Here is a 14074-nt window from a genome sequence, read left to right as displayed (position 1 = left end):
AATAATTGAACATAACTCTTGTGAATAGACTATATAATATTTCCATTCAAGTCAGTCAGATTTTTTAGTTATTTAGGAGATTAATCAAGTGCAGAAACCTGAACTTGCCAGAGTTAATCTTTTGAATCGAGGAGAGAAAAATAACGATGATTTAATTACACAAAGAGTTATTCTATTTCGCTTAGTGGCGTTCATACTTTTGAGCATTGTGATTTTATCTGGCTTGCTGGTAGCAGGTTGGTTTGCAGGTGAAATGACAATTAATCAGTTTTTTGCTCAAATTCACACTTGGCAAATGCAGCCGCCAATGTGGTTAGAAGCGCCAATGGTACATAATAAATATTTACTTTCGCTCACATTAGCGTTGCTAGTCACAATGTTTGCGGTGATGAAACTGTCACCCCAACCGCGTGTTTGGTCACAAAGGTTAGTCGTTGGCATATTAATTATTTTGACTGTACGTTATTTATTATGGCGATCGCTCTCTACCTTTAACTTGGTTGATCCCTTAAATGGCACAATTAGTTTAGGCTTATTCGTCCTAGAAATTGTCATCATTTCTAGCGGCTTGATTGAACTATTTTTAATGTTAAATATTAAAGAACGTCACCGGGAAGCCGATGAAAAATCCATCGAGGTGATTAATGGTGAGTTTACGCCATCTGTAGATATTTTGATTCCTACATATAACGAGCCAGAATTTATTGTGCGGCGTACGATTATGGGTTGTCAAGCCCTAGATTATCCCGAAAAAAACATCTATCTTTTGGATGATAATCGGCGTACAGAAATGCGAGAATTAGCCGCCGAACTGGGATGTTACTACATCAGCCGCCCAAATAACCAACATGCCAAAGCCGGCAACCTCAATAATGCCCTGACACAAACTAGTAGTGACTTAATCGCTGTTTTTGATGCCGATTTTGTGCCTACCACTAACTTTCTCTTGCGGACTGTGGGTTTTTTTCAAGATGAAACCATAGCCATAGTGCAAACACCACAAAGTTTTTATAATGCTGACCCCATCGCCCGAAATCTTGGTTTAGAAAATATTCTCACCCCTGATGAAGAAATTTTTCATCGCCATGTCCAATCAGTCCGAGATAATGTTGAAAGTGCAATTTGCGCGGGTACTTCTTTTGTGGTGCGTCGCGCTGCATTAGAAAAAACGGGAGGATTTGTTACCGAATCTTTATCAGAAGATTATTTTACAGGCGTTAATTTAGCTGCTTATGGCTATCGCATTATTTATTTAAATGAATTACTCAGTGCAGGTTTAGCCGCAGAAAACATCGCTGCTTATGCAACTCAACGTTTGCGCTGGGCGCAAGGTACACTCCAAGGGCTGTTTATTCAATCTAATCCGTTGATTCTGCCTGGATTGACTTTAACTCAAAGATTAGCTCATTTAGGAGGGTTTTTGAGTTGGTTTGCCAATGTCGCCCGAATTTCTTTTTTGTTAATGCCTTTGGCTTATTCATTTTTAGGTGTAATTCCCATTCGGGCAAACTTACCAGAATTAATTTATTTTTGGTTGCCTCTTTATGTAGTCAATTTAGCGGTATTTGCTTGGTTAAATAAATATTCGCGTTCGGCGTTTTTATCTGATATTTATTTTTTGGTGTTATGTTTTCCGGTGGCTTGGACAGTTATTCAATCTTTGTTGCGTCCCTTTAGCACAGGATTTAAAGTTACACCTAAAGGACTAAGTAGCGATCGCTATAATTTTAACTGGAAATTAGCCTTACCTTTAATCATACTATTTATCGGTACAGCTATTAGTTTGTGGCAGAATCTCTGTATGAGCGTACTCAAACAAATGATAGCCACCCAAGTACCTGCAATGGCTGAACAAACTGTCGGTGTGGGTGTGGGCTGGTTGTGGAGTATCTATAACTTAATCATGATTGGTTCAGCGATTTTAGTTTTTTTAGATGCACCCAAGACAGATAAATTTGAATGGTTTGATTTACGGCGAGTCGTAGAGTTAAAAATTGGTAGTGAAAGTTTTTGGGGTGTCACCACAATGATGTCAGAAATTGGTGCAGAGATAGCACTGACTCAGCAACCACCCATCGATTTATTAGTTGGTCAAACAGTCAAAATCAAAATCGCTGAAGAAAATTTACAGCTAAAAGCAGAAGTTGTCCATCAAGGATTTGCTAATGAGTTTCCGATTATTCGCCTCCAGTTTGAATCAGTCACTATTAGTCAACATCGTCATTTAGTAGAAATATTATTTTGTCGCCCTGGACAATGGAAGCGGCAAAATGCACCAGGAGAGTTAATTTCTCTCTGGTTAGTATTGAGAATATTGCTCAAACCCCGCTTTATTTTTAATCGCAAAATTGATGTTAGTCCGATGGTTGTGGCTAAGGTTTAAGAGGTTGTTTGAAAACTATAGGAATCCGGTTTGATTTCTGAATTTATTTGTGTAGGTAGGGAATAGGGAATGGGGAGTCGGGAGTAGGAAAGAAGCCTGATCCGAGTGTACTGATTTTTTTCCCAAATCAAATATGAGTCCTATATTTAGTTAAGTAAGTCGGTTGGAAAAAACATAACTATATTAAGAAAAGTAAATTAAACTAAAACTCTCTTCCCTCCTGCCTTTTCCCAACTACAAATATTTACGTCGCTCTACTTATGATGGTCAGCACTTCTAGATTCCCCCTCATCCCTCTTTAGTTTGGTGTTGGGTAGCGGTACAATCTACAATTGCGCCACCACCCAACCTACTTTTTTTGAGATGTTACGTGGTGTGCAACTTTCTCTCAAACCTAACCCCCAACCCCTTCCCTACAAGGAAAGGGGGGCAAGATTCAAAGCCTCTCTCCGCTTCGGGGAGCCAGCGCGTTGCGGAGGTTCCCTCCGTTGTAGCGACTGGCGTGAGAGGTTTGGAGAGGGGTTTCAAAAATAAGTTGCACATCGCGTGATGTTATTCCCCAGTAATGGAAAGTCCATCAACCCAAACTCTCGGAGAAACACCGCCTGGGGTTAATTCGACTTCTTTTTCTAGGTAAACAATTGACTTGAGAACTTCTAAGAAATCACCAGCAACAGTGGCTGATTCTATACTTGTCTTCTCGCCTTTGTTAATTAACCAGCCATCAAAAGGTAAAGAAAAGGAACCTTGTAAAGCTTTCACCCCGGCGTGCAGAGCGTGTAAATCATCAATTAAAATGACATTTTCCGCAGTTGCTAAACTAAATTCTTGCTCAGGGGTTGCAGCAGCAAAGATATGATAGAAGTTAGGACTGACGCTAACTTTTGCACCAATACTTGCATTACCTGTTGGTTGAGCATTGAATCTTTTTGCAGTACCGGCACTGTGAAGAAAGCCTGTAAGTACACCATTCTCAATCAATTTTACCTGACGAGTTGGTGTTCCTTCGCCGTCAAAAGTTTCGGCAGCAATATTAGCCGGATGCAGTGCATCATCGTAGACTGAAATTAATGGTGAAGCAATTTCTTTGCCTAAATCATCAGGTGTAGACAAACTTTGCTTATCTAGAATGCTTTGAGCATTGAATAAATTAGAAAAAGCACTCAACAAATTTAAAAAAGCATCGGGAGAGAAGACAACTAAATATTTACCAGACTTGATTTTTTCGTAGTTTAAGTGACTGATAGTTTTGTCTGCGGCTTCTTTGATGCAACCATTAATATCTAGTTCTGCAACACTACGGCTGATTCTAAAACTATTCCCGCTACGAGGTTTTTTATCTTCTTCTTCTGTTTTGCTGTACAGATAAACTGAGGCGATGGAGTTAGACTCTGTTCTAACTGCACCATCACTATTGAGATAAAATCTGTCAATATCTCTTTGTGCTAAACCGTTATAAGGTACGCCTTGAATTGCTGGATGAGCCGAAAGTAATTCTTTTTCTGCTACCAATAGTTTTTCTATTAGTTCAGAAACTGGAGCTTGGGGAGCTTTATCTTCGGATGGATGAGCAATAGGAACTGTTGCTTCTGGGCTGAAATCTGGAACGTTTTCTTTAACACCAAAAAAACTAGCTTCGTAGGCAGTTTTTAAGGCTAATTCTAAGCCTTTGGGGTCTACATCGGTGGTGCTGGTAATCCCAATAGTGTTTTGTTCGTTCCACACACGTACAGTAACACCAGAGCGATTGGAAGCTTTAACTTGTTTTGGCTCACCTTGATCTACTTGCACGCTCGTTTCGTCTATGGTTGAGCCATAAATGTCGAATTTTTTGATGCCAAGTTTATCAGCGTTTTCTTTGGCGTAATTGGCGATTTCTGTGATATTAGGCATAGTCAAATTTTAGATTTTGGATTTTAAATTAGGCGTTGCATAATTGCGGGATGATTTATCTCACGCAGAGGCGCAAAGACGCAGAGAGAATAAGGAGTTAAAAATTTCCAAGACATCAAATTCATCTCCTCATTCAGCAATGCCTTAAATTAACCGCAGATGGACGCAGATATCTGTGTACATCTGTGGTTTGATATGTGGATGATTAACGTCCACCTACAGTAATAGAATCAACTTTGATGTGTGGTTGTCCAACTGTGGTGTAGATACTGCCGCTAACAGAACCGCAGAAGCCGGGAGCTAATTCTAAATCTTGAGAACACATAGAAATTTTATTCATAATTTCCTTGGCTTCACCGATTAAAATTGCGCCTTTTAATGGTTTAGTAATTTTGCCATTTTCTATTAAGTAAGCTTCATCAACACTAAAGTTAAATTGGCCTGTAGCGCCAACACTACCGCCACCCATTTTTTTACAGTAAATGCCTTTATCAATGGAGGCAAATAAATCTTCGTTGGTGTATTCGCCAGTGGCAATATAAGTGTTACGCATCCGGCTGGCAGCAGCAAAGGTATAATTTTGACGGCGGCCGCTACCTGTTCTGGGGTGTCCGGTGCGCCAAGAACCTGCTCTATCTGCTAAGAAGTTTTTGAGAACGCCTTTTTCTATGAGTAGTGTTCTTTGTGCCGGCATACCTTCATCATCCATATCGATTGTTCCGAAGGCATTGTCAGAACGACCTTCATCCCAAGCTGTTAAACTTTCGTGGGCGATTTTTTCGCCTTTTTTATCAGCAAAGGGGGTGGTGTTGCGCTCGATTTGAGTGGTTTCTAGTAGGTGTCCGCAGGCTTCGTGGAAGATTACACCGCCAAAATGATTGGCCATGATGATGGGGTAAGTACCAGATTCAACATAATCTGCATACAGCATTTTGCCAGCAGATTCGGCTATTTGCTCGGCGGCTTGGGTGTAGTCCCAAGTTTTCAGGAAGTTAGGATCGCTGGTATTGCCGGCACGTTCACCAATGGAAGAACGATTTGCACCATCGGTAGACAATAAGTTAAATCCTACCGATTGGGTGAGGCGAATGTCACGGGCAAAGGTGCCATCACTAGATGCGACTAAAATTTCTTGCCAGTCTCGGAAATAAGTGGCGCGGCGAGATTGGATATGGCTGGCTTTTTTGTTCAGAGCCGCAGTTCCATCTAAGAGAACTTCGCCCATTTCGCGGATAGAGCTACACAGTTCTAGCCAACCATCTTTGCCTCTTTTGCTGGCGTAGTCGCGCAGTAATTCCAGGTTGATTTCTGGGATGAAGGAATAAGGAGCGGGTAGTTGTAACCCTAAGATGGAAAGTCCTTTTTCTAAAGCTGCTTTTAAGCCAGTAAAGGAAAGGTCGTTGGTATTAACGTAGCAGTCGGCTTTGCCACGAAATACTCTGACACCTGCACCTGTGGACAAATTAGGCGAAATGCTGGTGATGGCATCGTCTTCTGCTAAACAATTAATGTAGTTGCGGCGCTCTAAGAAAAATTCAACGAAGTCAGCACCGGCGGCGCGTCCTAGTCCCAAAAGGGTTGCCAGGGGGGCTTCCCATGTTTCATCGAATCGTTCTGTCGTGGAGGAATATTTTAAAGTTGGTAGTTGGTTCGAGAGAAGTAGGGTACTTGTAAGCATGGGTAGCCTCGTCTGCTGGCAGAATTTCAGGGATTTAACTGAAAAATCCTAGTGTGTTAACTCTAGCAAATTTACCCAGGATGGAGGGAGTTGGGAGTGGGGAGTGGGGAGTGGGGAGTTGGGAGTGACTGACTGGTGTAGGTTTTTTACGTTATGCCCCAAAAACCTTGATTTAGGGTGTAGGGGTGTAAGGGGGGTGGAACTCTGATTAAATCGTGATTTTTAGAGTCGCTACTCATCACTCTGTTAAAAACCTACCCTTGAAAGGGAGTTGGGAAGATGAATTATTGTTCCATGTATATACATGAGGTTAAATTTTCCATGTATATACATTATTTGGCAACGGGAAAAAACTTTTTTCCCATCTCCCCTACTCCCGATTCCCTACTCCCCACTCCCTTTCTCGGTTGCTTTGACGGGCAAAGATTTCAATCATTTCACTGCGGCTAAGGTTATTTTCCGCAGCTAATTCTGCGAGTTTTTCCCAGGCTGTATCTGTGAGTCGAATCGACCTTAACTGTTTAGGTTCTGATTTGTAATCTGTTTGAAATTTGCCGGAAGATGTACGTTTGCGTCTTGGTGTTTTCTGTCTTGTACCAGTATATTTATCTGCGAGTTCAGTTTTAGGCGTTAGGTTAATGGTGATTAATTTAACTAAGTTATCAATTAGGCGATCGCGCTCCATTGGCACAATTTCTTGACCATGTAGCATATACTGAAGAATCATAAAATGTACTAATGCACCAATAAATATACGTGCAGCTACTAAAGGATCAGGTAATTGCAGTTCTGGATGGGCGGTAAAATATTCACTCAGCGAATCGAAACCAGGTTTTTCGATATGTTTGAGGAAAATTTGCGCTAAGGAAGGAAATCGCCCAGATTCCCCAATAATTAATCTCACGAAGTTTAGTGCTTCTTGTTCACTAGTCCCTTTATCTAAGACATTGATGGCTAAACGCCGCAACAAAATTTGTGGGTCGTCTTGGTAAAATTGCGGGTCTTGATAGTCAAATAGTGGCAGAATTTTTTGCCGTGCTAATTGCTCTACAAGGGCTGCAAATAAAGTTTCTTTATCTCGAAAGTAGCTGTAGATAGTTGTTTTTGATACTCCTGCTGCGGCTGCAACTTTATCCATTGTTGTCGCTGCATAGCCGTTTTTGAGAAACTCTTGCATTGCTCCAGCGAGAATAGCATCAATTTTTTCATTGCTCATTGGTCATTTCGCCTAAAAATTTTCGAGTGACTCTTGACATTACTGGAATGAACAGTTTAGTTTAGTAATATCAAAACTAAACATTCTAGTTTAGTAAGAATTTAAACCAAAAGGGAGCTTACGGTGAGTAATGCCGCAGCAAAAGATTCCGCATACTTTAAGCCTAACTCTCGCCAACTGATCATTTTGGCAGCTGCTTTAGGTATTGCGATCGCAGGTTATAAATTTTGGCAAGTGCAATCAACGCCCACTCAGAATACAGCCACAACTGAGGTGAGTTTACCGCAAATTAAGACGGTGACAGCGTTAGGGAGACTAGAACCCAAGGGAGAGATCATTAAACTTTCGGCTCCGGCGGCTAGTCAAACTAGTCGAGTTGAGAAACTGTTGGTAAAAGAAGGCGATACAGTCAAAGCTGGGCAATTAATTGCCATTTTAGATAACCGCGATCGCCTCCAGGCAGCTTGGCAAGAAGCTCAAGAAGCTGTAAAAGTAGCGAGGATAAATTTAGCGAAAGTGCAAGCGGGTGCGAAACAAGGCGAAATTACTGCCCAAAAAGCCGAAGTTGCCCGCATACAAGCACAAAGTTTAGGTCAAGAAACCGAACAAAGGCAAACTATTGCGCGGTTAGAAGCACAATGGCAAGGTGACACGACTGCTCAACAGGCAACAATCAAAAGATTAGCCGCAGAATTAAAAAATGCTGAAGCCGAATTTGGTCGTTATCAGCAACTGTATTCCGAAGGTGCAATTTCCCTTTCTACCTTTGACAGTAAACGCTTGAGTGTAGATACCATCACCCAGCAGTTGAGCGAAGCCAAAGCCAATTTGAACCGCATAGATAGTACTGGTAGCAAACAAATTAGTGAAGCCAAGGCAGTTTTAGCTCGAATTACGGCAACAGGTAGCCAACAAGTCCAGTCAGCCGCAGGCAGCTTAAATAGTATTGCCGAAGTCCGCCCCGTGGATGTGCAAGCCGCGAAGGCAGAAATTGAGCGAGCAGTTGCCGCCGCTAACCAAGCCAAGGCAAACTTAGATCAAGCTTATGTGCGATCGCCCCAAGATGGTGTAGTCTTCGATATTCATACACGTTCTGGTGAATTAGTATCTAGCGATGGCATCGTAGAAATTGGACAAACTAACCAGATGTATGCAGTCGTAGAAGTTTATCAAAGCGACGTTAGCAAAATTCGTCCACAACAAAAAGTGCAAATATCCAGCAACTCTCTCCCTGGCGAATTGTCGGGAACAGTAGATTGGATTGGCTGGAAAGTCCAACGCCAAAATGTGATCAACACAGATCCCAGCGAAAATATTGACTCTAGAGTCGTGGAAGTTCATGTGCAACTAGATGAAGCTTCCAGCACCAAAGCCGCCAAATTTACCAATTTACAAGTCAAAGCGGTAATTGAACTATGACAGGAATGATCCAAGAACTGCAACGCCGCACACCTTTGGGATGGCTGCAACTCAGTCATCATAAAAGCCGCTTGTTAGTTGCATTAGCTGGTATTGCCTTTGCTGATGTGCTGATTTTTATGCAGCTAGGTTTTCAGAATGCACTGTATGACAGCAACACCCGCCTGAATCGCGCCCTGGTTGCAGACATTATTTTGCTCAGTCCCCAAAGCCGGAATATGCAGAATTTAGCCACATTTTCTCGGCGGCGACTGTTGCAAGCCGCAGATGTACCCGGTGTGAAATCAGCTACAGCCATGTATATCGGTTTATTGACTTGGAAAAATCCCCAAACCCGCAGCAAAACCTCCATGCAAGCCATTGGTTTTAACCCGGAACAATCCGCCTTAAACATTCCCGGAGTTCAAAGCCAATTAGACAAAATTAAACTACCAGATACCTTCATTTTTGATCGCGCATCCAGAGGTGAATATCAAGAAGTTGTTCAGCAACTGGATGCAGGTAAAACTGTCACCACAGAAGTAGATAAACACACGATTAATCTGAGTGGTGGATTTACATTAGGTGCATCATTTGGTGCTGATGGCACATTAGTTTCTAGCGATGAAAACTTTCTACGCTTATTTCCAAAACGACAAGTAGGCAGTATCAATCTCGGTTTAATTAATATTCAACCAGGTTATGATGCCCAACAAGTTGCAGCAGCATTAAAATTACATCTCCAAAGTGAAGATGTCAAAGTATTAACCCGCGCAGAATACATCAAATTTGAAGAAGATTATTGGAAAACCGAGAGTCCGATTGGTTTTATCTTCAGTTTGGGTGTATCAATGGGGGTGATTGTGGGTGTGATTATTGTATATCAAGTCTTATCAACTGATGTGAATGCCCATATTAAAGAATATGCCACATTTAAAGCAATGGGCTATCGCAATTCCTACTTACTCGGAGTCATTTTTGAAGAAGCAATTATATTAGCCGTCTTGGGGTTTATTCCTGGCTTCATCTTCCCATTAGGACTTTATCAATTAGCTGCCACGGCGACAAATCTACCCATATATATGACAGTAAGTCGGGCATTATTTGTGTTGATTTTAACAATAATGATGTGTAGTTTATCTGGAGCGATCGCTACTCGCAAACTCCAATCCGCCGACCCCGCCGATATGTTTTAAAAACTCATCACTCTCCGCGTCTCTGCGTCTCTGCGTGAGGTAAAAAAATCGATATGGAAACTAATTACTCCTCTAAACCTGTTATATCCATCCAAAATCTTGACCATTACTTTGGTCAAGGGCAACTGCGGAAACAAGTATTATTTAATATTAACCTCACCATTAACGCAGGTGAGATTATCATTATGACTGGCCCTTCCGGTTCTGGTAAAACTACATTATTAACCTTGGTAGGTGGCTTGCGGTCTGCCCAATCTGGTAGTTTACAAGTATTAAATCGAGAACTTTGTCATGCTAGTAGTGAGGAATTAACCCAAGCTCGACGCAGTAATGGATATATTTTCCAAGCTCATAACTTGCACGGTAGTTTAACAGCAATTCAGAATGTGCGTATGGGTTTAGAAGTGCATCGTGGAATTGCACCCCAAGAAATGCTGACACGTTCCCAAGCAATGTTAGCCGCAGTTGGTTTAGAACATCGCCTGAATTACTATCCTGATAGCTTATCGGGGGGACAAAAACAACGGGTAGCGATCGCTCGTGCCTTAGTAAATCAGCCTAAAATAGTCTTGGCAGATGAACCAACAGCCGCCCTCGATAAACAATCTGGGCGCGATGTCGTGGAGTTAATGCAAAAACTTGCCAAAGAGCAAGGCTGTACAATTTTGCTAGTCACCCACGATAACCGCATTTTAGATATTGCTGACCGAATTATTTACATGGAAGATGGACATCTGGTGAGAGATGGGGTGAGTGCTGTAGCTGTTGAGAAGTAAGGGAATTGCATGAAAATAAAGTACCAGTAAACCGAGTTTCGACTCCGCTCAACTCTCGATCTTTGAGGGTTGAGCGAAGCGATGCACTGAGCTTGTCGTTCGCGTAGCGTCTCCGGTAGGAGAAGTGTCGAAACCCGGCTGGTTGGGACACTATTAACCCGCAGATCCCTAAGCTATTCTGCATTGAATGTATTCACATCTTGTACCAAGTGATGAGGTAATTGCGATCGCCTACAATATAAACATAAAGCGATTGTTTAAACATATATGGAAAAACTAAACATCAAAGAAGAAGCCAAAAAATTAATTGAGCAATTGCCAGATAATTGTACATGGGATGACCTAATGTATGAGATTTATGTCAGACAAGTAATTGAGGCTGGACTTGCTGACTCTCAGGCTGGTAGAGTAACTTCTGTACAAGCAGTTAGGGCAAAATTCGGACTACCAGAGTGAAAGTTTTTTGGACAGAAACAGCTATAGAAAACTTATCAGCTATCTACACTTACATTGCCCAAAACTCACCACAATATGCAGTAAGGATAGTAGACTGAATTACTAAACGTTCGGAACAAATTGCTAATTTTCCTTTATCTGGAAGAATTGTGCCAGAGTTTGAAACTGAGCAGATTCGTGAAGTCATTGAAGGTTCATATAGAATTATTTATTATATTAAGCCCGAACAAATAGAGGTTTTGGCTGTTATACATGGCTCGCAGCAATTCTAGTGTAAATTGGGTGGAGGAACGGAACCCAAAATTCTCAAGACTTTGTTGGGTTACGCGATCGCTACACCTAACCTACAATTCTCTTAACTTTTTACTATTATAGCGGTTCTCGGTTGGATGAGGTACATTTCAACCCCACCCCCAACCCCTCCCCGCAAGCGGGGAGGGGAGCGTTTGCGTTAGCAAATGCGGGGTGGGGTTCCGACTGTATTACAAGCAAGTAAGAAACGCTATATATTTACCGTGCATCGCCAATGATGACAAATGGCGACCAGTAATAGGGATGACGTTTAATTTGCTGCAATTTGGCTTGTTGTAATGCTTCTCCTTTACTCTTCCCTTCCTGGAGTTTTGCATAAAAATCAACCATGAGTTTTTGGGTTGCAGGATCGTCAACTGACCACAAACTCGCCATTACTGCTTTAGCACCTGCACGTTCAAATATATAAGCAACGCCGGAAATGCCTACGCCTTTATCATCAATTTTTTTAGCAGTTTGACAAGCACTCAGGGTTAGTAATTGTGTACCTTTTAACCCTAAAAATGCTGCATCAGCAATGTTATATTGTGTATCGGCAAACAGCAATGAATTATTTTTTAAATTTAATGTTTTGCAGTCTGTATCTTGAAAGCAGCCGTGAGTTGCTAAATGGACAAAATTAAAGCGTAAGGCTTGACTTTTGAAATTTGCCAGGGTAGCTTTACTGCCAAGATAAGCTTCGCTTCCAGGTAATTTATTCGTGATTTCCTTAACTTCTGTTTCTGCGCCTGGTAGATTTTGTGGTTTACGCGGTACGGGATTACCAAATGCTAAGACTTTTGGTGCTTGCTTTGTGGTTGCTTTTGGTGAACTTAAAGAGCTTGTGGAAATGCGAGTGAGATAATTGATGGGATATTTTTGGATTAAATATAAATGTTCTTTATTTTTTTCGTCAATTTTTTTGAGGGTTTCAAATGGGAGATAACGGAGTTTACCTGTGGCTATGATACTTAATTGCTTGGGTCGCAAGTTTCGGATTTTTTCTTCTACATCTTTAATTAAAATATTATATAATGTAGAGCTAGTTTTTCCAAAGTCATGACTGCCAGGGTTTTCTAATTGCTCTAGATATTGGTTGAGCAATTGATTAAAATCATCGGGGATTGTTTTTTTAATAACATCTACCTTGTTGTTGTTAGCTAAGATAAAAATTGCGAGGGAATTTGGGATATCTTTCACACCTGTTAGCAAGACGGGTTGAATTACTACCGTGTCTGCGGGGATGGATGATTTAAGCTTGTCAATATCTGCGGGTGTGGTTTCAAAGAGTTCGGCAACTTCGGGAAATTGGCGAGATATTTCTGTTGCTTTTTGATTGACTTGTGTTTCTAATTGACGAAAATTTTGAGTGAAATCTGGGGACGAATTATTTTGCAGTTGTTGTCGTAGAGATTCTAGTTGTTGATTTTTTTGATTCCATTCATCAATTGCCTGTTGTGCTTCTGGGTTAGCGACTTTGGCATTAATGAGACGATTGTAATCGGCTAAATCAGCAGTGCTGAAGAGGTTAACCCAGGCAAAAGCTTGTTCATATTTCTTTTGATTAATCAAGATATTTACTAAAGCAATGGCAATCCAGTCATTTTGCTGTAAAAACTTTTGGCGATTTTCTTGCTGTAAACCCCGACGTAATTCTAAGTTGATTTGCAGAGATTTTTCTAAATCAGTAATGGCTTCACTTGGTCGATTTGTATTTTGAGATACAATACCTCTATAAGCCAGTGTAGTAGCTTCTCCATAGCGACCACCTGCACGAATGAAGAGCAGAGATGAGTTGTATAATAACTTTGGATTCACCGGGAAAATACTGGCTTTCTTATAATGGTCATTGCCCACTCCAAAAATGTTGGACAATGCTCTTAAAATTGCAGGAATATTGAAATTTAAAGTTTCAACTTTCTCAGAAAAATTGCTCACATCCTGCCAGAAGGGCAGTGCTTTGGTGTAATGAAAGAATGCTTCCTGGTATTTTCCCAAATCGCTGTAAACTCCAGCAATTTTATTGAGAGTAGTAGCTTGCCCCACGGGATCGTTCACTGCACGATATAGAGGCAAAGCTTGTTTGTAATATGACAATGCCTGCTGTTTTTCTCCTAATTCTGAGTAGACTAAGCCAATGTTATTGAGAGTAGCAGCTTCCCCAGAGCGATCGCCCACCTCACGATATAAGGGCAAAGCTTGGTTGTAATATAACAGTGCTTGTTGCTTTTCTCCTAATTCTGAGTAGACTGCACCAATATTATGGAGAGTAGTAGCTTCCCCAGAGCGATCGCCCACCGCACGTAATAGGGGCAAAGCTTGGTTGTAATATGACAGTGCTTGCTGTTTTTTTCCTAATGCGTCGTAGACTAAGCCAATGTTATTGAGAGTAGCAGCTCCCCCAGAGCGATCGCCCACTGCACGATATAGAGGCAGAGCTTGGTTGTAATATAACAGTGCTTGCTGCTTTTCTCCTAATTCTGAGTAGACTTTGCCAATTCCCAGTAGAGTGTTAGCTTCATTAAATTTATCACCTAATTTCTGCCACAGAGGTAAAGCAATTTGCCATTTTGCAAGTGCTTGTCGTAAGCTTTTGGCTGTGCCTTGCTTGTATAACTCAAGTCCTTCATTTAATGCTTGTTTTGCTGCGGCGCGGGTTGCGTCTGGTTGAGTTAGTTGTTGTGCTATTTGCAAGTCTTGAGTTTTTGATGCGGCTCTCACTACATCTGATAGCAGCAGGGAACTCAGCAATAAAAGCAAAAATAATAATTTGTAATTCATGATTTG

At 41.3% G+C, this 14074-nt stretch carries 10 protein-coding genes; 6 read left to right on the top strand and 4 right to left on the bottom strand.

Annotated features, from left to right (window positions below; all coding sequences use genetic code 11):
- The first annotated feature begins 88 nt into the window (after positions 1–88).
- Positions 89–2383 (top strand): glycosyltransferase, encoded by a 2295-nt coding sequence (locus tag H6G28_RS10675; protein WP_190670638.1) that lies wholly within the window; start codon positions 89–91, stop codon positions 2381–2383.
- Positions 2384–2935: 552 nt separating this feature from the next.
- On the opposite strand, the gene H6G28_RS10670 is transcribed toward H6G28_RS10675, so the two are convergent.
- The 3 genes from H6G28_RS10670 to H6G28_RS10660 form a co-directional block, all read right to left on the bottom strand.
- A complete protein-coding gene (locus H6G28_RS10670) occupies positions 2936–4276 on the bottom strand; it encodes a TldD/PmbA family protein (RefSeq protein ID WP_190670637.1) in 1341 nt (446 codons plus the stop codon).
- Positions 4277–4481: 205 nt separating this feature from the next.
- On the bottom strand, positions 4482–5954 hold the full coding sequence (locus H6G28_RS10665) for a TldD/PmbA family protein (RefSeq protein WP_190670636.1): 1473 nt from the start codon (positions 5952–5954) through the stop codon (positions 4482–4484).
- A gap of 370 nt (positions 5955–6324) precedes the next feature.
- Complete coding sequence (locus H6G28_RS10660; RefSeq protein WP_190670635.1) at positions 6325–7170, bottom strand: TetR/AcrR family transcriptional regulator; 846 nt, start codon at positions 7168–7170, stop codon at positions 6325–6327.
- A gap of 123 nt (positions 7171–7293) precedes the next feature.
- On the opposite strand from H6G28_RS10660, the gene H6G28_RS10655 reads away from it, so the two are divergent.
- The 5 genes from H6G28_RS10655 (at position 7294) to H6G28_RS36790 (ending at position 11268) form a co-directional block, all read left to right on the top strand.
- A complete protein-coding gene (locus tag H6G28_RS10655; RefSeq protein ID WP_190670634.1) occupies positions 7294–8589 on the top strand; it encodes an ABC exporter membrane fusion protein in 1296 nt (431 codons plus the stop codon).
- Positions 8586–9764 (top strand): ABC transporter permease DevC, encoded by a 1179-nt coding sequence (gene devC / locus H6G28_RS10650; RefSeq protein WP_190670633.1) that lies wholly within the window; start codon positions 8586–8588, stop codon positions 9762–9764. Before H6G28_RS10655 ends, devC begins: the two co-directional genes overlap by 4 nt.
- A gap of 53 nt (positions 9765–9817) precedes the next feature.
- Positions 9818–10540 carry a DevA family ABC transporter ATP-binding protein gene (locus H6G28_RS10645; RefSeq protein ID WP_190670632.1) on the top strand — a complete coding sequence of 241 codons (723 nt, stop codon included), beginning with the start codon at positions 9818–9820 and terminating at the stop codon, positions 10538–10540.
- A 267-nt stretch (positions 10541–10807) separates the two neighbouring features.
- The gene (locus tag H6G28_RS10640) at positions 10808–10996 is read left to right on the top strand and encodes a hypothetical protein (RefSeq protein ID WP_190670631.1); all 189 of its coding nucleotides are present in this window, start codon (positions 10808–10810) and stop codon (positions 10994–10996) included.
- A gap of 98 nt (positions 10997–11094) precedes the next feature.
- Complete coding sequence (locus H6G28_RS36790; RefSeq protein ID WP_313949905.1) at positions 11095–11268, top strand: type II toxin-antitoxin system RelE/ParE family toxin; 174 nt, start codon at positions 11095–11097, stop codon at positions 11266–11268.
- A gap of 238 nt (positions 11269–11506) precedes the next feature.
- Here H6G28_RS36790 and H6G28_RS10630 read toward each other — a convergent pair whose 3' ends face one another.
- Entirely contained in the window at positions 11507–14068 is a 2562-nt protein-coding gene (locus H6G28_RS10630; protein WP_190670629.1) for a CHAT domain-containing protein, read from the bottom strand.
- Positions 14069–14074: the final 6 nt, after the last annotated feature.

Origin of the sequence: Nostoc sp. FACHB-190, assembly GCF_014696905.1 — a bacterium.
GTDB lineage: Bacteria > Cyanobacteriota > Cyanobacteriia > Cyanobacteriales > Nostocaceae > Nostoc_B.
Note: the sequence above shows the minus strand (reverse complement) of the source record. Positions and strands in the feature narration are given on the sequence as shown.

Coding starts and splice junctions, on each gene's coding strand:
- H6G28_RS10670 (WP_190670637.1), bottom strand. CDS start 4,276: ATGCCTAATATCACAGAAATCGCCAATTACGCCAAAGAAAACGCTGAT.
- H6G28_RS10665 (WP_190670636.1), bottom strand. CDS start 5,954: ATGCTTACAAGTACCCTACTTCTCTCGAACCAACTACCAACTTTAAAA.
- H6G28_RS10640 (WP_190670631.1), top strand. CDS start 10,808: ATGGAAAAACTAAACATCAAAGAAGAAGCCAAAAAATTAATTGAGCAA.
- H6G28_RS10645 (WP_190670632.1), top strand. CDS start 9,818: ATGGAAACTAATTACTCCTCTAAACCTGTTATATCCATCCAAAATCTT.
- H6G28_RS10660 (WP_190670635.1), bottom strand. CDS start 7,170: ATGAGCAATGAAAAAATTGATGCTATTCTCGCTGGAGCAATGCAAGAG.
- devC (WP_190670633.1), top strand. CDS start 8,586: ATGACAGGAATGATCCAAGAACTGCAACGCCGCACACCTTTGGGATGG.
- H6G28_RS10630 (WP_190670629.1), bottom strand. CDS start 14,068: ATGAATTACAAATTATTATTTTTGCTTTTATTGCTGAGTTCCCTGCTG.